Source organism: Paraburkholderia sp. BR14312 (assembly GCF_040948675.1).
Lineage (GTDB): Bacteria > Pseudomonadota > Gammaproteobacteria > Burkholderiales > Burkholderiaceae > Paraburkholderia > Paraburkholderia nodosa_A.
In genome coordinates, this window is sequence record NZ_JBFPKI010000005.1 from 418227 (window position 1) to 436777 (window position 18551).

The 18551-nt window shown below is 64.6% G+C and carries 18 protein-coding genes; 10 read left to right on the plus strand and 8 right to left on the minus strand.

What is annotated here, in order from left to right; translation table 11 throughout:
• Positions 1-181 precede the first annotated feature (181 nt).
• The 3 genes from AB3X98_RS16910 to AB3X98_RS16920 all read left to right on the plus strand — a co-directional run bounded on the left by AB3X98_RS16910 (position 182) and on the right by AB3X98_RS16920 (position 3484).
• Positions 182-1351 carry a diguanylate cyclase gene (locus AB3X98_RS16910; protein WP_368602120.1) on the plus strand — a complete coding sequence of 390 codons (1170 nt, stop codon included), beginning with the start codon at positions 182-184 and terminating at the stop codon, positions 1349-1351.
• Positions 1352-1468: 117 nt separating this feature from the next.
• Complete coding sequence (locus AB3X98_RS16915; protein WP_368602119.1) at positions 1469-2500, plus strand: SGNH/GDSL hydrolase family protein; 1032 nt, start codon at positions 1469-1471, stop codon at positions 2498-2500.
• Positions 2501-2821: 321 nt separating this feature from the next.
• Entirely contained in the window at positions 2822-3484 is a 663-nt protein-coding gene (locus tag AB3X98_RS16920; RefSeq protein WP_368602118.1) for a gamma-glutamylcyclotransferase, read from the plus strand.
• On the opposite strand, the gene AB3X98_RS16925 is transcribed toward AB3X98_RS16920, so the two are convergent.
• The gene (locus AB3X98_RS16925; RefSeq protein ID WP_368602117.1) at positions 3481-4131 is read right to left on the minus strand and encodes a LysE/ArgO family amino acid transporter; all 651 of its coding nucleotides are present in this window, start codon (positions 4129-4131) and stop codon (positions 3481-3483) included. The two genes, AB3X98_RS16920 and AB3X98_RS16925, sit on opposite strands and share 4 nt — an antisense overlap.
• Positions 4132-4246: 115 nt before the next feature.
• Here AB3X98_RS16925 and AB3X98_RS16930 point away from each other — a divergent pair, with 115 nt between their 5' ends.
• Complete coding sequence (locus AB3X98_RS16930) at positions 4247-4714, plus strand: Lrp/AsnC family transcriptional regulator (protein ID WP_368602335.1); 468 nt, start codon at positions 4247-4249, stop codon at positions 4712-4714.
• An 18-nt stretch (positions 4715-4732) separates the two neighbouring features.
• Here the strand turns inward: AB3X98_RS16930 and AB3X98_RS16935 are convergent, their stop codons facing one another.
• A complete protein-coding gene (locus tag AB3X98_RS16935) occupies positions 4733-6034 on the minus strand; it encodes an aspartate aminotransferase family protein (RefSeq protein ID WP_368602116.1) in 1302 nt (433 codons plus the stop codon).
• Between the two features lie 86 nt (positions 6035-6120).
• Here AB3X98_RS16935 and AB3X98_RS16940 point away from each other — a divergent pair, with 86 nt between their 5' ends.
• Together AB3X98_RS16940 and AB3X98_RS16945 are read left to right on the plus strand one after the other, a co-directional pair.
• Positions 6121-7029, plus strand: a complete 909-nt coding sequence (locus AB3X98_RS16940) for a LysR family transcriptional regulator (RefSeq protein WP_368602115.1) — start codon at positions 6121-6123, stop codon at positions 7027-7029.
• An 82-nt stretch (positions 7030-7111) separates the two neighbouring features.
• A complete protein-coding gene (locus AB3X98_RS16945) occupies positions 7112-7486 on the plus strand; it encodes a hypothetical protein (protein WP_256094896.1) in 375 nt (124 codons plus the stop codon).
• A 10-nt stretch (positions 7487-7496) separates the two neighbouring features.
• On the opposite strand, the gene AB3X98_RS16950 is transcribed toward AB3X98_RS16945, so the two are convergent.
• The 3 genes from AB3X98_RS16950 to AB3X98_RS16960 form a co-directional block, all read right to left on the minus strand.
• A complete protein-coding gene (locus AB3X98_RS16950; RefSeq protein ID WP_069266775.1) occupies positions 7497-7841 on the minus strand; it encodes a hypothetical protein in 345 nt (114 codons plus the stop codon).
• Positions 7842-8002: 161 nt separating this feature from the next.
• The gene (locus AB3X98_RS16955) at positions 8003-9313 is read right to left on the minus strand and encodes an MFS transporter (RefSeq protein ID WP_368602114.1); all 1311 of its coding nucleotides are present in this window, start codon (positions 9311-9313) and stop codon (positions 8003-8005) included.
• 37 nt (positions 9314-9350) lie between these two features.
• Entirely contained in the window at positions 9351-10397 is a 1047-nt protein-coding gene (locus tag AB3X98_RS16960) for an ABC transporter substrate-binding protein (protein WP_368602334.1), read from the minus strand.
• 159 nt (positions 10398-10556) lie between these two features.
• On the opposite strand from AB3X98_RS16960, the gene AB3X98_RS16965 reads away from it, so the two are divergent.
• A complete protein-coding gene (locus tag AB3X98_RS16965) occupies positions 10557-11222 on the plus strand; it encodes a response regulator transcription factor (protein ID WP_368602113.1) in 666 nt (221 codons plus the stop codon).
• On the plus strand, positions 11209-12636 hold the full coding sequence (locus AB3X98_RS16970; RefSeq protein WP_368602112.1) for a sensor histidine kinase: 1428 nt from the start codon (positions 11209-11211) through the stop codon (positions 12634-12636). The genes AB3X98_RS16965 and AB3X98_RS16970 overlap by 14 nt, the downstream gene beginning before the upstream one ends.
• A 49-nt stretch (positions 12637-12685) precedes the next feature.
• On the opposite strand, the gene AB3X98_RS16975 is transcribed toward AB3X98_RS16970, so the two are convergent.
• Positions 12686-13876, minus strand: a complete 1191-nt coding sequence (locus AB3X98_RS16975) for a sugar transporter (RefSeq protein ID WP_368602111.1) — start codon at positions 13874-13876, stop codon at positions 12686-12688.
• Between the two features lie 396 nt (positions 13877-14272).
• Between AB3X98_RS16975 and AB3X98_RS16980 the strand changes: the two genes are divergently transcribed.
• Positions 14273-15097 (plus strand): alpha/beta hydrolase, encoded by an 825-nt coding sequence (locus tag AB3X98_RS16980; RefSeq protein WP_342947196.1) that lies wholly within the window; start codon positions 14273-14275, stop codon positions 15095-15097.
• Between the two features lie 24 nt (positions 15098-15121).
• Here the strand turns inward: AB3X98_RS16980 and AB3X98_RS16985 are convergent, their stop codons facing one another.
• Together AB3X98_RS16985 and AB3X98_RS16990 are read right to left on the minus strand one after the other, a co-directional pair.
• On the minus strand, positions 15122-15370 hold the full coding sequence (locus AB3X98_RS16985; RefSeq protein ID WP_368602110.1) for a hypothetical protein: 249 nt from the start codon (positions 15368-15370) through the stop codon (positions 15122-15124).
• A 61-nt stretch (positions 15371-15431) separates the two neighbouring features.
• Positions 15432-15848, minus strand: a complete 417-nt coding sequence (locus tag AB3X98_RS16990; RefSeq protein WP_069266783.1) for a MarR family winged helix-turn-helix transcriptional regulator — start codon at positions 15846-15848, stop codon at positions 15432-15434.
• Positions 15849-16281: 433 nt separating this feature from the next.
• Between AB3X98_RS16990 and AB3X98_RS16995 the strand changes: the two genes are divergently transcribed.
• A complete protein-coding gene (locus tag AB3X98_RS16995) occupies positions 16282-18525 on the plus strand; it encodes an NADP-dependent isocitrate dehydrogenase (RefSeq protein ID WP_069266784.1) in 2244 nt (747 codons plus the stop codon).
• Positions 18526-18551: the final 26 nt, after the last annotated feature.

An 18551-nucleotide genomic window follows, 5' to 3' on the forward strand; every position in this document is an offset into this window, starting at 1 on the left:
ACGCGCGCTCGACCCGTTCGGGCTCGATACAGAACGCATCGAGGCGTGGCGCGACGCGTGAAGCCGCTGGGGCACGCCAGGGGCACGTAACGGACAATCAGGGACCGGCATCGCACTATTAAGTTTCGGCGTAAAATGCGCGTTCGCCGCGATGTACCGGTGTAGAAGCCTCACGCCAGCGATGCACGTCGATCTACTTACCATCTACTTCCTCCTGATCGGGACCCTGCTAGCCAGTTCCCTGATGACGCTCTGGGAGCATCGTACGCATCCCGCGCGCAGCAAGGCATTGCGGGTTCTGGCCGGGGGCTACGCGACCCTCGCAGCCGGCTGCGCCGCGGTGCTCGTGCGCGCCAATTTGCCAGGGGTTTGGGGCGCCGCTCTGAGCAACCTCGTCATGATGGCCGGCTATCTGCTGGTCCTGCATGGCGTCGCGACGCTGAACGGGCGGCATTACCGGGCGGCCTCGTTCGCCCTGCTCGCGTTGATCGCACTGACATGGGCCACATGGGGCGCACGGCATCCGCAGGCCATGTGGTACTACGCGAGCGCGTTTCCCATTGCACTGGTGAGCGCCATGACCTCGCGCGAGCTGCTGCGCGGCGACGGCATGAAAGGGGGCCAATCGCGCCACGTCGCGACGTTCGTCACCGGAGTCCACGCACTCTTTTACCTGTTCAGGACGTTTGTCCTGCCGTTGCTGGGCAGCCGCTATGGGGACGGCTTCGTCGCGCTCGTCAGCAAGATCACGATGTATGAAGGCGTGCTCTATTCGATCATTCTGCCCATGGCCCTGATCAAGCTGGTACGCGAAGAAACGCATGGGCAGTTGTTGCGCGAGTCTCAAACGGACTACCTGACCCGCCTTGGCAACCGCCGCTGCTTCTTCGAAGAAGGCGAGCGCGTGATGAACGAGATCGGGACGCGTCAGCCCGGGGCGCGTCAGCCGGTTTCGCTGCTTGCCTTCGATCTCGACCACTTCAAGACCATCAACGATCGCTACGGCCACAAGACCGGCGACGAAGTCCTCAAGACGTTCGCGGACATTGCCCGCAGCGCCGTGGGACCCGAGGCGATCCTCGCGCGCATAGGCGGTGAAGAGTTCGCCGCCCTGCTGCCAGGCCATGACCGCGTGCGCGCCAAAGCGGTGGGCGAAGCGATCGCCAGGCGTTTCGCTCAAACACCCATGAACAAGGTCGATGGCATCGCCATACGCGCCACGGTGAGCATCGGCCTGGCGCAACATGGTCAGGAAGCGTCCACGCTCTCCGAGCTGCTGGCCGCCGCCGACGCCGCGCTCTACAGCGCGAAGGCGCTGGGCGGCAACCGGCTCGAAATGCTGGCTCTGTAACGCCTCACGCGCCTCCCAGTCAGCTATTTGTAGGCTGCGCGCATTGTTTTTGCTAGCCCACTTAGGCCCGCCCTATCCGGTCGCGGGTGCAATCGCGTCAAGCGGTAAGGGGGCACAATGGCAACGATCGATACACGGATCCGGGTGGCAATTTCCGCCGGACTGATTTACCTGCTCGCGGCTTGCGGCGGCGGCGGTGGCGGAGGAGGCGGTGGCGGCTCGAACCCCGGCACGAGCACGCCGGCTGGTGGCGTCAAGCTGCAAGTCGTCTCGTTCGGCGACAGTCTTTCCGACGTCGGGACCTACGCGCCGCTTGCGAGCGCCGCAGGCGGCGGGCGGTTCACGACCAACCCCGGTCAGGTCTGGTCCCAGGACGTCGCGCAATATTATGGGGACACCCTGAACGCCGCATACACGGTCGGCCTCGATCACAAGCTGAGCGCGCAAGGCGGCTTCGGCTACGCAGAGGGCGGCTCGACGGTCGCCACGCCGGCGAACCAGTACGACTTCCTCTCGGACGTGATCGGCAACATCGAAATGCCGGTCAATCAGCAGGTGTCGAGCTATATCTCCGCTCACGGCACCTTCAACTCCGGTCAGCTCGTGCTGGTCTGGGCAGGCGCGAACGACGTGCTGCGCGCCGGCAACCCGCCGACAGCCAATACCGTCGTGCAGACTGCCGCCACGACGCTCGCACAAGTCGTCGGGCAGATCGTGCAGGCCGGCGCCACACATGTCGTGGTGATCAACGTGCCGAACGTCGGCCTCTCGCCCAAGGGCATCACCTCGGCCGACGGCGGCGCGAACCTGACCCAGCTATCGCAGCTCTTCAACTCGACATTGAACAGCGCGTTGCAGACGGATGGCCTGCAAGGCAAGGTCATCGAAATCGATTCCTACACCTGGATCACGCAGCTCGTCGCGAACTTCCAGACGAACGGGTTTACCGTGTCCAACACGGCCCAGGCGTGCGACCCTTCGAAAACGCCGGACAACACCTCGCTGCTCTGCTCGCCCGTCACCTACGTCTCGGCCCATGCGGACCAAACCTATATGTTCGCCGACGACCTTCACCCGACCACGCACACGCATTCGCTGTTCGCGCAGTACGTCGAGCAGCAGATCGCGGCGAGCGGTCTGGGGCATTGAGCGCTGGATTCAAGCGACCGCGCCGGGCATGAGCGCGGCCGCTTGCGTAGTCCCGTTAGCAGCACGCCTTCGGGGCGGCGGCTCAATACCGTATCGAGCAGGCGCTCTTCGTTCGACGCGCTATAGTCGCTCAACGCGAGCAGCACTTCATAACTCGCACGCGCCTGGCGGCGCGATCCTGGGGGAAGTGCGGAGGGGACAAGAGCGCCCCGCCCCGATTGTCGCCCTCAGTTGAACGCAGCATCGCGCTCCAGCCACTTTATCCCCCACCCGCGCCGACCGCATACTTGGTCACATAGCCTCCACCGACCCGTCAACGCCATGCTAAACAGGGACGCCATTCGCTCCGGCGCGTTTCTCGAGAGTTTCAGCCATCTCCCGCCGGAAATTCTCTGGACGCAAGCCCAGATCGCCCAGTCGCTCGCCGAAACGATGGCGAAGCGCCCCGCCGGCGAAGAGGTCTGGGTGTTCGGCTACGGTTCGCTCATGTGGAATCCGCTCTCGCACTTCGACCGGCGCGCGCACGCCACGCTGCACGGCTGGCGCAGGAGCTTTTGCATCCGCCTGTTCGGCGGGCGCGGCACGCCGCAGTGCCCCGGCCGCATGCTCGCGCTGGAGCGCGGCGGCCATACCCAAGGCGTGGTGCTGCGGCTCGATGCGGCCACGCTCGACGAAGAGTTGCACATCCTCTGGACCCGCGAGATGCTGACGGGCGCCTACACGCCCGCCTGGACCTCGGTGACGCTCACGACGGGCGAGACGCGGCACGCCCTCGCCTTCGTGGCGAACACCTGCCCGCGACAATACGAGGCTGATTCGAGCCCCGCGACTGCCGCGCGTGCGATAGCCCAAGCGCATGGGCCGCTCGGCAGCAACGCGGAATATGTGTTCCAGCTCAGGCGGGCGCTCGCGGACTGCGCAATGACGGACGCCTACATCGAGGAAGTGGCGCAAGCCCTCGAACGTTTCGAAACGACGTCTTAAGCGAGCCGCACGAGACCGGTCACCATCTGAACCACGCCAAACGCGGCAATCGCCACGGCGGAAAAAAGGGAGATGCCCCGCGTGAACGCGAGTGGCAGCTTCGTACGCAACGCGGATGTCACGCCGCTCAGGAACAGCCACCACACGGCCGAGCCCGCAAACACGCCCGTCACCATAGTCACCATCAGCGCCATCGAAAACCCGCCCGGCGCCCGCTGCTCGCCTGGCATGGGCGGTAATGGCCCGAGCGAGGCAAACGCGGCAATGAACGAAAAAATGGTCAGAGGGTTCGAGAGCGTCAGTGCAAACGTCGTGAGGAAATCCCGCGCGACAGGGCTGCGCTGCGTCTCCTGTACGGCGGCCGGCGCGGTCGACGACGCGCGTGCGATGGTCCACGCCATCCACACCAGAAATGCCCCGCCCGCCGACTTCAAGACCACCGTCAGCATCGGCAGCGCCGTGACGATACCGGCCACGCCGAGCGCGCCGAGCAAGCCATAAAACGCATCGGCGCACGCAGCGCCAACGCCGGTTGCGAAGCCGGAGTAAAAACCGCGGCTCAGGCTGCGCTGGATGCACAGCATGCCGATGGCCCCGACCGGTGCGGCGATGCAAAACCCCATCGCCACGGCTTTGACGAACAACATGTCTCCTCTCTCCGCAATGCGTGTTCTATAGGGGACTATCGTAGACCGCGAAGAGTATCCGCAGAAGCCGGGATTTAAGGGAAAATCGGCCTTTCACCTTAAACATTTCGCCATGATGGACGATCTGGACTGGAAAGTACTGGCGCTGCTGCAGGAAAACGGCCGCATGACCTACACCGAGCTTGCGCGCCAGGTGCATCTCTCGGTGCCTGCGGTCACGGAGCGCGTGAGACGTCTCGAAGAGGCCGGCGTGATCGAAGGCTACACGGCGCGCGTGAATCCGGCCGCCGCCGGCTATCCGATCTCGGCCCTGATCGGCATCACGGTGCCCCAATCCGCGAAAGCGAAGTTTCTCAAGCTGCTCGGCACGATTGCCGAGGTGCTCGAATGCCATCACGTGACCGGTGCGGACTCCTATGTCATTCGCCTCGTCGCGACGAGCGTGGCCGACCTGGAGCGCCTGATCCAGCGCATCAATCTCTACGGCGAGACGCGCACGTCCATCGTCATGTCCACGCCGCTCGCCGCACGTGCGCTCGCGAAGCCTCAAGTGAGCACGGCCGGGTCGCGCGGCAAGGCCTAGCCGCGACGACTCTGGTCCTCAGAGGGAGCGCTCGATCGCCTGCCCCAGCAACTCCACGCCGAGATCGATCTCCTGCTCGCTCACGGTCAGCGGCGGTGCAATGCGAAACACGCCGCCCATGCCCGGCAACTGCACGATGTTCATGCTGAGCCCGAGCTTCATGCACTCGCGCGTGATTTTCGCGCCAAGGCCGTCGGCGGGCTCCTTCGTGCGGCGGTCCTTGACGATCTCGAGGCCGAGCAGCAGCCCGCGCCCCCGAATGTCGCCGATGCATTCGAAGCGCTCCATCAGATCCAGCAGCCCGCGCCTCAAACGGCCGCCCATGATATTTGCGCGCGCAACGAGTCCGTCGCGCGCCACGACGTCCAGCACCCGCAGGCCGACCGCCGCAGGAAGCGGATCGGACACATGCGTCGTGTAGAACAGGAAGCCCCGTTCGTGCGCGGCTTCCTCGATCTGCGCGGACGTGACCACGGCCGCGAGCGGCAATCCGGCGCCGAGTGTTTTCGATAGCGTGAGAATGTCGGGCGTCACGCCGTCGTGCTCGCACGCGAACATCGTGCCGGTGCGCCCGACGCCCGTTTGCGCCTCGTCCAGAATCAGCAGCATGCCGCGCTCTTCGCATTTGCGCTTGAGCGCGGCCATATAGCCGGGCGGCAGTTCGATGATGCCGCCCGAACTCAGGATCGGCTCCGCGATGAAGGCCGCGAGATTGCCGCTCGACTGGCGGTCGATGAGATCGAACGCGTAGTCGAGTTCCGCGAGGTAATCGTATTGCCCGTTGCGCTCGAAGCGCGGCCGGTACGTGAACGGCGCGGGAATCGCATAGGAGCCCACCGCTGCGGGGCCGACGCCCTTGCGCCCTGCGCTATAGGTGGCCGAAGCCGCGCCGCCCGTCATGCCGTGCCACGACTGCGCAAAGCCCACGATTTCGAATTTGCCCGTGACGAGCTTCGCCATGCGGATGGCGGCCTCGTTCGACTCCGCGCCGGTGCTCAGCAGCAGCGCCCGGTCGAGCCCGTCGGGCGTGACGTCGGCGAGACGCGTGGCCAGTTCGACCACGGGCCGCGAGAGCATGCCGCTGAACAGGTGGTCCAGCTTGCCCGCGTATTCGTTGATGACCGAGACGATTTCCGGGTGGCTGTGACCGAGCACCGCGCTCATCTGTCCCGAAGTGAAGTCGAGAATCGGCCGGTCGTCCGCGTCGTAGACGAAGCTGCCCTGGGCGCGCTCGATGATCATCGGCTCGAACGTGCCGCCATAGCGGATCAGATGTTGTCTCGCGTTGCGCCAAAACTGTTCGTCGTCGTTCCTGGACACGGGCTTCTCCTCGTCGGGTAGCGGGTTTTGCGGGTTTTCCTTGCAGTCTAGGCGGCGCTCTGGTTTTATAGAATCGAATAGTTCTTATGCAAGCTAGAAGAGAGGCTAATATCGTGAGCCGACCGCTGGAAATCGATCTGCTGCGTTCGTTCGCGGTTATCGCCGAGGTGCGCTCGATAAGCCGCGCGGCCGAACGCGTGGGCCGCACCCAGTCGGCGCTGAGTCAGCAGATCAAGCGGCTCGAGGAGATCGTCGATCAGCCGTTGTTTCAGCGCACCGGCCGCGGCGTTGCGCTGACGAGCCCCGGCGAGCGCCTGCTGGTGCACGCCCAGCGCATTCTGCGCCTGCACGACGAGGCCATGGCCGACCTGTGCGGCACGGGCTTGTCGGGCACCCTGCGCTTCGGCTGCCCGGACGACTATGCGGCCGTATTTCTGCCCTCCTTGCTGCGCCGGTTTTCGGGCCAGCATCCGAATGCGCTCGTGGAAGTCGTATGCGTTCCCACGCCGCGTCTTCTCGAACAGCTCGACAAGCGTGCGGTCGATCTCGCCCTGGTATCGCTGCCTTTGACCGCCATCGGGTCCGCCAACGCAAGCGGCCCGCACGACGAGATCATTCGCCGCGAGCAGCTGGTCTGGATCGGCTCGCCCGGACTCGATTCCGCCCATGTCGATCCGCTGCCGCTCGCGCTCTCCGATCCGGACACCCTCGATCACATCGCAGCCTGTGAAGCGTTGGAGAGGATGGGCCGCGCCTACCGCGTCGCGTATGCGAGCAGCAGCCTCGCCGGTCTCACCGCGCTCGTGCGTTCGGGCCAGGCCTTCGCCGTCATGACGCAAACGGCCGTTCCGGCGGATCTGGCGATTCTCAATGGCGATCCCGCGCTGCCGCCCTTGCCGGCCGTGGGCATTACGATCAAGTACGGACGCAAGCGGCCGTCGCTCCTCACGGCGGCGTTCGCCGAGCATATCCGGCTCACGCTGCCGCTGTTGTGAGCGCACCGCCGCGAGGCACCGCCGCCCCACGCCGCCCCTTCGTTATGCGAACATCGCAGCTTCGCTCGCGGACGCCATCCCCATGTCGAAAATCCGGAAAACACTCGCCACGCTGCTGGGCATCGCACTCGCCGCGGGGAGCGCCGCCGCACAACCGGCGCAGAAGCCGCCGGGGCCGGCCATGATGGTCCATTTCGACTACTACCCGAAAGACCGCCCGCAGATTCATGCGCTCGAACAGCGGCTGGCCGGCGCCATCAAGCGCGCCGATGCCGGCGAACTCGGCGAAACCGAAATTCACATCGACGGCAACGACGGCTATCTCTACATGTATGGGCCCGACCCGGACCGGCTGTATCGCGTCACGAGCCCGATTCTGAAGTCATCCAGATTGACCGCGCACTCCGAAGTCACGAAGTGGTACGGGGCTCGCAGGGAAACGTTCGTGATTCGCTGAGGCGCGGGCCTCAAAGCTTGGGATGACATTCGAAGCGGATGACGGAGGCCTGCTGCTGCAGCGCCTCGATGCCTTCGGTGTGCTCCATGCCGAGACTCGTCTGCATGCCGCGGCTCTCGCAGTAGTCGTTCGCTTCGCTCACCGCGCGCTTGTGGGCGCGGGCCCACGCGAGTCGGCCGCCCGTTGCGGACGCCGAAACGACGAACGTGCCCGACTTGTCCGCCGTGGTGACGTCGCTGGCCGACGCGCAACCCGCCAGCACCGTGCACGCGGCGACCAGCGATACGGCGACCCTGGGCCAGGACCGGCTTGCCACGTCCGCAAGTCTGGCCGTCCCCTTGAAAATCTGCTGCATGAATCCCTCTCATGATCGAGCGTCGCAATACGCTCACATATGACAGTGGATTTTAGGGTTGCCCTATCGAAAGTCTATGCTCATAGATTGAATTCACTGTTACGGCGAGAAATACAATCGCGATCCCTTTCCGGCCCGATGAACGCGACGAGCGGCCCGGGTCAAGCCGGCACGCCCTCGATGGCGCGCCCGGAACGTCCCCACGCCACTACGACGCCCAGACCGAGCACGGCGAGGCACACGATCGGCACGATCATCGGCCCGAACGCGGTACCGGTGAGCTTGCCCGCGAACGGCATGAGGTTCTGGCCGAAGAAGCCGCCGAGATTGCCGATCGAGTTGATCGCCGCCACGCTCGCCGCAGCCCGCGCGCCGGTGAAGTAGCGCGGCGGCATCGACCAGAAGCACGGATACAGCAGCGGAATGCACGCGCCGCCGAACACGAGCGCGATGAAGCGCATCGGTGTGGAAGGCAGCAGGAGACTCAGCAGGAAACCCAGCGTGCCTAGCGCCGCGACGATCGCCATCGCGCGCAGAATGCTTTTCGCGCGGCGCAGCTTCGACGGCAGCCACAGCAGCAGCAGCACTGCCAGCGCCCACGGCAGCATGCTCAACAGCCCGTTCACGCTGCTCGACACGCCAAACGACTTCACGAGCGTGGGCAGCCAGTAGGTCACGCCGTAGAGCGACGTCGACATCAGCATATAGGTTGCCGCGAACAGCATCACGCGCGGATCGAGCAGCGCCTTCCAGGGCTGCGAGTGTTCGGCGTGCTCGGGCTTCTCCCGCTCGTGCGCGGCCGCCACGATCTGCTTTTCGCGATCGTGCAGAAAGCGCGCTTCCTGGTACGACGCCGGCAGCAGCCTGAACACGGCGATGCCGACCAGCACGGCGGGCAGGCCCGTGGCGATGAACACCCACTGCCAGCCGGCGAGGCCCCATACGCCATTGAGACTCAGCAGCCAGCCGCCCACGAGCGAGCCCAGCATATTGGCGAGCGCGCTGCCCAGCGTGAAGATGCCGAGCACACGCGCACGATAGCTTTGCGGAAACCACAGCGTGAGGTAGTAGATCACGCCGGGATAGAAGCCGGCTTCGGCGACGCCCAGCGCGAGGCGCAGGCCGCAGAACACCTGCATCGAGGTGGTGAAGCCCATCAGCACCGTGATCACGCCCCAGGTGAGCATGATGCGCGCGAGCCACACGCGCGCGCCGAAGCGGTGCAGCGCGAGCGTGCTGGGCACTTCGAACAGCAGATAGCCGATAAAGAACAGCGACGACGCAAGGCCGAACGCCGTTTCGGTCATGTTGAGGCTGTGCACCATCTGAAGCTTAGCGAAGCCGACGTTTTGGCGGTCGATGAACGAAATCAGAAACATCACGACGAGGATCGGCATGAGGCGGCGCGCGATCTTCGACATGACATCCCGCTCTTCGACGGATGGTTGATCGACGGTTGAGTCTGTATTCACTCTGTTCTCCTACGTTTATTTGTGTCTATGCGTATGTCTAGGACGGACGGAAATCCCCGAGCATCGCCACGAACATGTCGTTCCATGTGCGCGGCTTCGCCTTGATCGTGCCCACCATGTACAGAAAATCGACGTACTCCATCAACTGCTCGGGCCAGACCGAAAAGCGCGACTCCGGCGCGCAGAGCGTCTGCACCACGTGCTCGCGCGACGCGCCGAAGCCCGACGAATCGACATAGATCTGCGCCGCGGCCGCCTTGTCCTGCGCAATCATCCGGTTCGCCTCGTCGAGCGCGTGAAGGAACGCCTTTGCCAGCGCAGGCTCGGTATCGACGAGGCGCTTGGGCGCGAACACCACGTCGAGCGTGAGCGGCCCGAGCACGTCGACCGAATTGACCACGCGGTGGATGCCAGGCTGCTGCAATTCGAGCGTCGAAAATGGCGGCGACGCGAAATGCGCGGTGATGCCGCCCTCGCGCCGGATCAGCGACTGCATGGCCTGCGGATGCGGCAAGCCGACGGTGATCGAATCGAGCTGCGCAAAGTGCAGCGGCCCTAGCAGCTTGCTCGCCACCATTTGCAGCACCACGGCCGAAAGCGAGGTGCGAATACCGGGCACCGCAATGCGGTCGGCGGCCGTGAAGTCGCGCAGCGTCACAATTTGCGGCCGGTTCGTGTTGAGCGAGAGCGCCGTGGCCGAAAGGCCGCTGATGCCGATCACCTCGACGTTCGGTATGCCGCGCGCCCGCGCCCACAGTTCGATGAAGCCGGGTGCGCCCACGGCGGCGAAGTCGAGCGTGCCGGCCATCATGGCGTCGTCGACCGAATTGCCGCCGTCGAGCCTCACCCACTCCACGCTCACGTCCGCGAGCCCCTGGCGGGCCGCATGGCGCTCGAACAGGCGCGCCTTTTCCATCACGAGCAGCGGCAGATACAGCAGGCCATAGCCCTTGGAAATGCGCACCGTGCGCGGTGTGGCCCGGACCCAGGCAGGCGCGAGCCCCGCGGCAACGGCAGCCGCGCCAAGCCCGGCCGCAACGATCGCGCGCCGACGCGGTGAAGGCCGCGGCGACTTCACGCGCATCTTGCCGTCTCCGTTGGTTCGTGTCGTAATCACGTCGCGCTATCTTCCATGGTTCGCGAGATTACCGGGCGAGTCTGAGAAAATGCTGAGAAACACACAGAGTAGACCTCGGGGAAAACCCGCAATCGCACCCATGAAGATTTCGGCAGGAACGGCATCATGCGCATTCTGGTGGTAGAGGACGACGCGGAAATCGGCGCGGCGGTCCGCAGCCGCCTCACGCGCCTCGGTCACGCGGTGGACCTCGAAGCGAACGGCGCGACGGCGAACGGCCTGCTCGGCGTGGAGCGTTTCGATCTGGTCGTGCTCGACGTGATGCTTCCCGCCATGGACGGCTTCGAGATTCTGCGCCATCTGCGTGCGTCGGGCTCGACCACGCCGGTGCTGCTGCTCACCGCACGCTCGGCCATCGACGACCGCGTGAGCGGCCTCGGCCTCGGCGCCGACGACTACCTCGTCAAACCGTTCGACTACCGCGAACTCGAAGCGCGCGTGCAGGCGCTCCTGCGCCGCAACAGCGGGCACGCGAACGATGTGGTGAAGCTGGGCGGTCTCGCCATCGACCGCAGCAGCCGGCTTGCCGAACTCGACGGCAAACCGCTTTCGCTTTCGCGCCAGGAGTTCGCGCTGCTCGAAATCCTCGCCAGCCGTCCGCAACGCATCTTCCCGAAAGAAGAACTGCTGAATCAGTTGTTCAGCTACGGCAATGAGCCGAGCGCGAACGCCGTCGAACAATACGTCACGCGCGTGCGCAAGAAGCTGCAGGGCAGTTCGGTCGAAATCCGCACGGCGCGCGGCATGGGATATCAAATTGCCGCGCTTTGACTGGTTCCCGAAAACGCTGCTCGGGCGCACGCTGCTCTTCATCGCGCTCGTCGTGGCGTCGGGCGCTGCGGCGCTCGCGGGCATCGCGCGCTATTACGCGGGCGTCGCGTCCGAGCGCGCCTACGATCAGCTGCTTGCGGGCGCAACCATCCAGGTCGCCGAAAACCTCTACGTGCAGGGCGGCGTGCTCGCGCTCAATCCGCCGGTGGCCGCGCTCTCCACGCTTTCGCGCTATGACGTCGTCTACTACAAAGTGGTCGACGCGCGCGGCCTCGTCGTCGCGGGCTATGGCGATCTTCCCGGTCCGGCCGATACGAAGAGCGCGATGAACGCGCACCAGGGTCCGACATTCGCGAACGCCCGCTACCAGGGAGAGCGCGTGCGCACGGCGACCATCGGGCGCTACATGCCGGACGCGCGGCCGCCCGGCTGGGCCCTCGTCACGGTCGCGCAGACCACCCATGCCCGCCAGCAACTCACGAACGACATGAGCCTCAAGGTCTGGACGCTCATTTTGCTGATGAGCGTGCTCGCCATCGGCGCGAGCGGCCTTGCGATCCGGCGCGGCTTGCGTCCGCTTGCGCAGATCGAGCAGATCATCGCCGCGCGCGACCCGGCCGACCTGCGGCCCGTGGCGCACGACACGCCAAGCGAAATCAACGCGCTGATCGGCGCCATCAACGGGCTGATCGGCCGCCTCGCGGAACGCATGACGGCCATGCAGCGCTTTATCGCCGACGCCGCGCACCAGATGCGCACGCCGATCGCGCGGCTCGACGCGCAGATCGAATTGCTCAGCACCGAGTCCGATCCCGCGCGCCATGCCGCGCGGCTCGAAGCGTTGCGCGCAACCTGCTCGGACGTGGGCCGGCTCACCGGCCAGTTGCTCAATCACGCGATGGTGATTCATCGCACGGAAGTGGTCCCGTTGCAGCGCGTGGACCTCGCGAAGCTTGCCAGAGAAGTGTTGGGCCGCACCATTCCGCTCGCCGACGAACGCGACGTGAAAGTGGCATTCGAAAGCAGCGCGCCGCAGGTCTGGATCGCGGGCGACCCCGTGAGCCTGCAGGAAGCGCTGTCGAACGTGCTGCACAACGCGCTGCTGCACGGCAAGGCGGACGATATCGTCGTCACCGTGAGCACCTCGCCGGAGGCCGTCACGCTAACCGTGACCGACAACGGTCAAGGCATCGCACGCGAACACTGGGACGCCGCGTTGCGTCCGTTCGAGCGCATCGGCCAGGAAGGCGCGGAGCGCGCGACGGGCTCGGGCCTCGGGCTCGCCATCGTGCAGGCGGTGATGAAGGCACACGGCGGGCGCGTGAACTTTGCGTTTCCCGCCGGCGGCGGCTTTGCCGTGGAGCTGACGTTTCCTCCCGTAGAAGGCGAGATGCCGTCCGTGACGCCACTGTGAACGCCTCGCGAAAGCGTTGGCGCGCGAGTTCGTCGCCGCACGCGGTGTATCAGTGCGCGGATGGATGCGCCCGCGCATACATGCGCAATGCGAACCAGCATACTCCAGCCCCAAGACCACCCACCACGCCGCCGAAACTGCCGAGCCACGACACGCCGAAGCCATTGGCAATATGGTTGCCGAGCAGCGCGCCCGCGCCGATTCCCACGTTATAGAGGCCGGAATAGATCGAGACCGCGAGGTCCGCGGCCTCGGGCGCGAGCTTGAGCACCCATGCCTGCATGGCAAGGCCGAAGGAAACGATCGCGCCGCCCCACACCAGCGTGTGAACGGACAACGTGATGATGCTCAGCACGGCGGGAAACTGCACGAGCAGGCACGCACACACGGCGATCACAGCCACCTGGAGGAACTGAGCCGGATCGCGCGGATAAAGCCGGTTAAAGAAAATGGCCGCGGGAATACCGGCACTGCCGAACAGAATCAGGATATAGGTGATGCGTTGACTGCTTTCGTGGCCCACGGAGTGAATGAAGGGCTCGATATACGTGTACGACGTGAAGTGCGCGGTCACGACGAGTATCGTGAGCAGATAGAGCGAGGCCAGCATCGGCTTTCTGAACAGCACGGGCACGCTGCTGAACGAGCCCGTTTGCTGGCTCGGCAGCAAGGGCAGCATCACGCGCAGCATGAGTAGCGCTAACGCCGCCGCGCCCGCAATGACGAAGAAGGTTTGCCGCCAGCCGAGCGTCTCGCCGATCACGCGCCCAAGCGGAATGCCCGCCACCATGGCGATCGAGGTTCCCATGCCGAGCATGGCGAGCGCCCTGCTCTTGTTGCCGGGCGGCGCGAGCCTCACCACCAGCGAGACGGAAATCGACCAGAAGATGGCGTGTGCAAAGGCAATGCCGATTCGGCCCACCATCAGCACCGTGAAGTTCCACGCTACGCCGGTCACGATGTGGCTGACGACGAAGAGCGCGAATACCCAGGTCAGCAGCTTGCGGCGTTCGACGTTGCGTGTCAGCAGCATCAAGGGCAGCGACGCCACGGCCACCGTCCACGCGTAGATCGTCAGCATGAGGCCGACGTCGGTCGGCTTCATGTGCAGGCTGTCCCCAATGGCGCTGAGCAACGCAACCGGCACGAATTCGGTCGTGTTGAAAATGAAGGCCGAAAGCGCCAGGACGAGCACGCCCCACCAGGATTGGCCGGAAGCGACCGGTTCAGGCGTCGACATACGAGTCAGGCGAGAGTCGATAAAGGGCGATTATCGCGTATCGCCGTTCGACGCAGTTTCAAACGGTGCAGCGCGTCGGTTCGGTGGACGACGGAAGAAGACTAGACCAGACTGGCCAACCCGCCAGGAAGCCCGATTGCCGCGCCAACGACACGCATGTGAAAGTTGCCGGCACGAGCGAGGCGCGCGCAACTTCACGTCATCGCGCATAGGTTCTCTCTATACTGGCCCACGTGTCCTCCCTGCCTCGTTGCGTGACGCGCAGGCACCGGCACGTTCCACCCGCATTGCCCATCCCTGGACGCCGCCACGAACCGCCGCGCGAAGCGCGACCGCGCGCCAATGCGTCGGCGTCTGCCTGCTTTGTGATGCTGTAAAAGAAACTGGAGAGTTTCCATGAGCACCTTCACCACCCGCGATGGCACGTCGATCTATTACAAGGATTGGGGCAGCGGCAAGCCCGTCGTGTTCTCCCACGGCTGGCCGCTTACCGCCGACGCCTGGGACGCTCAAATGCTCTTTCTGGTGCAAAACGGCTTTCGCACGATCGCGCATGACCGCCGCGGCCACGGCCGCTCCGATCAGCCCGCCAAGGGCAACGACATGGACACCTGGGCCGACGATCTGGCCGACCTGCTCGACAAGCTCGATGTGCAGGACGCCACGCTCGTTGGCCATTCCACGGGCGGCGGCGAAGTCGCGCGCTACATCGGCCGCCACGGCACGAAGCGCGTCTCGGGCGCGGTGCTGATCGGCGCGGTGCCGCCCATCATGATCAAGAGCGAGAAGAATCCGGGCGGTCTGCCCAAGGATGTGTTCGACGGCATCCGCAAGGGCGTGATCGACGACCGCTCACAGTTCTTCAAGGACCTGGCCGTGCCGTTCTACGGCTACAACCGCAGCGGCGCGAAGGTCTCGCAGGGCGTGATCGACTCGTTCTGGCAGCAGGGCATGTGGGGCGGCATCCTCGCGCTGCATGACTGCGTGCATGAGTTCTCCGAGGTCGACTACACGGAAGATCTCAAGAAGATCGATGTGCCCACGCTGATCCTGCACGGCGACGACGACCAGATCGTGCCGATAGACGACGCGGGCAAGCTCTCCGCGAAGATCGTCAAGGACGCGACGCTCAAGATTTACCCGGGCGGCCCGCACGGCATGTGTACGACGATGGCCGGGCAGGTCAACGCCGACCTGCTCGCGTTCCTGAACCGCAAGTAACGTCGCGGCGCGCGGCGTGCCCGTTCAACGCGAGCACGCCGTGATTGCCTCGACGTATTGCGCCTGCCACGCCGGGTCTTGCGCGAACGCCGCGAGATCCGCGTGCAGATCGTTGGCGTAGGCCGTTATGCACGCGCGGTTGTTCGCCTCCACGGCGCGCGGCATCGCGAGAATCGCGGCCACCACGCCACCCACTGCCAGCGCGGCGATCGTCACGCCGATTGCCCAACGCCAGGCTTCTTCCCCTGTCCCTTTTAGCGCCGCTTCGCTCATCGCTCTTCTCCTTATTGATTAGCAAGACAATCATTCGAGGTTTAAAAAAGGCGCGAACGCATTACGCAAGTCCCTTGCGTATCTTGCGCATGCCGGCGACCGTGGACTCGAAGAGGTCCGGGCCGACTTGCGCACGCAGGCGCCGCGCCACGTCGGCGCTCGCGCCGTTGATCGGGCCGTCGAGCGCCGTGCCGCCCGCCGTGGGAAAGAGTCCCCATTCGCGGCCATCGGCCTCGCCCTGGCGGCGCTCGAGCAAGTCCTTCTCGCACAGGTTGTCGACGAGGCGAGTCGCAGTGGGCCGCGCGATGCCGAGCGTTTGTGCGACATCGCTCGCGAGGCACCCGGGCTTCGCCAGCACGACGCGCAGCACGAAGCCTTGCGCGGGCGTGAGGCCGAACGGCGCATAAGCGGCACTCCACTCGCGCTCGACCAACCGCGCGAGCGCCGACGAATTGAAGTAAAGGCAGTGATCGAACATGGCAGCAATGAAACCACGAATTGATTAGCAAGGCAACCGTTTTCAGAGACTTCGGCGAGGCCCGCAGGACAAAATTCTTATATAAGACTCCCCGATTCACTTCTCTTTTCACAAGGGTCTTTACCAGCTTGACAGTCAATCAAGGGTACGATCCACAAAACCGGAGAGCCATCTCCGAATCGTCGGTCTCACCTCGCAAAGCCTTATAGAACGGGGCGCCGGCGCGGAAACGTTTTCGGCGCAGGGCCGGCCGATCAAGGCAAACGCGCCGACTTTCTGGTCAATTAACATTGCGCAAGCGCTTTCCACGATATGAAATATAGGCACGCCAGGTCCCCAGCCCGCTGCAAATTGAGGCAAAATCCAGGTGTTTCGCCGACTGCGCGCAGCCGGTGGTGTTATCACCCCGTTTTTGAACCCCGCCAAGAAGCCGATGAGTACCCAGCAACCCACCATCATCTATACCCTGACCGATGAAGCGCCGCTGCTCGCCACCAGCGCGTTTCTGCCGATCATCCGCACCTTCGCTGCGCCGGCCGGCGTGAACGTCGAGACCAGCGATATCTCCGTTGCGGGCCGTATCCTCGGCGAGTTCCCGGAATTCCTCACGGAAGAACAGCGCGTGCCGGACAATCTGGCCGAACTGGGCCGTCTCACGCAGTTGCCGGAAACGAACATCATCAAGCTGCCGAACATCAGCGCATCGGTGCCGCAGCTCGTCGCCGCGATCAAGGAACTCCAGGGCAAGGGCTACAAGGTCCCCGACTTCCCCGAAGATCCGAAGACCGACGAAGAAAAGGCTATCCAGAAGCGCTATTCGAAGTGCCTCGGCTCGGCTGTGAACCCGGTGCTGCGCGAAGGCAACTCGGACCGCCGCGCACCGCTCGCGGTCAAGAACTACGCGAAGAAGCACCCGCACAGCATGGGCGAGTGGAGCATGGCTTCGCGCACCCACGTCGCGCACATGAAGCACGGCGACTTCTACCACGGCGAAAAGTCGATCACGAACGACAAGGACCGCGAAGTCCGCATGGAGCTCGTGACGAAGGCCGGCGAAACCATCGTGCTCAAGCCGAAGGTCAAGCTGCAAGCCGGCGAAATCGTCGACAGCATGTTCATGAGCAAGAAGCACCTGCTGGCCTTCTACGAAGACCAGATGGAAGACGCGCGCAAGACCGGCGTCATGCTCTCGCTGCACGTGAAGGCGACCATGATGAAGGTTTCGCACCCCATCGTGTTCGGCCACGCCGTGCGCGTGTTCTACAAGGACGCGTTCGCCAAGCACGCCAAGCTCTTCGAAGAACTCGGCGTGAACGTGAACAACGGCCTCGTCGATCTCTACACGAAGATCGAAAAGCTGCCGGAATCGCAGCGCGAAGAAGTCATCCGCGACATGCACGCATGCCACGAGCACCGTCCGGCGCTCGCCATGGTCGACTCGGCCAAGGGCATCTCGAACCTGCACGCACCGAACGACGTGATCGTCGACGCTTCGATGCCCGCGATGATCCGCGCAGGCGGCAAGATGTGGGGCGCCGACGGCCGCCCGGCCGACACGAAGTGTCTGATTCCGGAAAGCACGTTCGCGCGCATCTACCAGGAAATCATCAACTTCTGCAAGACCAACGGCGCATTCGACCCGCGCACGATGGGCACGGTGCCGAACGTCGGCCTGATGGCGCAAAAGGCTGAAGAGTACGGTTCGCACGACAAGACGTTCGAAATCCCGCAGGACGGCACGGCGCGCATCGTCGACAACGCCACGGGCGAAGTACTCGAAGCGCTCACGCAACCCGTCGAGCAAGGCGACATCTGGCGCATGTGCCTCGTGAAGGACGAGCCGATCCGCGACTGGGTCAAGCTTGCCGTCACGCGCGCAAAGAACTCGAACACGCCGGCCGTGTTCTGGCTCGACCCGTACCGTCCGCACGAAAACGAAGTGATCAAGAAGGTCGAAACGTACCTGAAGGATTACGATCTGACCGGCCTCGACATCCAGATCATGTCGCAAGTCCGCGCGATGCGTTACACGCTCGAGCGCGTGATCCGCGGCCTGGACACGATCTCGGTCACGGGCAACATCCTGCGCGACTACCTGACCGACCTGTTCCCGATCATGGAACTGGGCACCTCGGCGAAGATGCTCTCGATCGTTCCGCTGATGGCGGGCGGCGGCATGTACGAAACGGGCGCCGGCGGCTCGGCTCCGAAGCACGTGCAGCAGCTGGTTCAGGAAGACCACCTGCGCTGGGACTCGCTCGGCGAATTCCTTGCGCTGGCCGTTTCGCTGGAAGACCTCGGCATCAAGACGAACAACGCGCGTGCCAAGCTGCTCGCGAAGACGCTCGACGCCGCCACCGGCAAGCTGCTCGACAACAACAAGGGCCCGTCGCCGAAGACCGGCGAGCTGGACAACCGCGGCAGCCAGTTCTATCTCTCGATGTACTGGGCGCAAGAGCTGGCCGCACAGAAGGATGACGCGGAACTCGCGGCACACTTCGCGCCGCTGGCGAAGGCATTGGCCGAGAACGAGCAGAAGATCGTGGGCGAGCTGGCCGCGGTTCAGGGCAAGCCGGTCGATATCGGCGGCTACTACAAGCCTGACTTCGCGAAGCTCGCTGAAGTCATGCGCCCGAGCGCGACGTTCAACGCCGTACTCGCAGCCGCTGCGAAGTAAGGGATGGACCCCGCCCCCCGTGCATT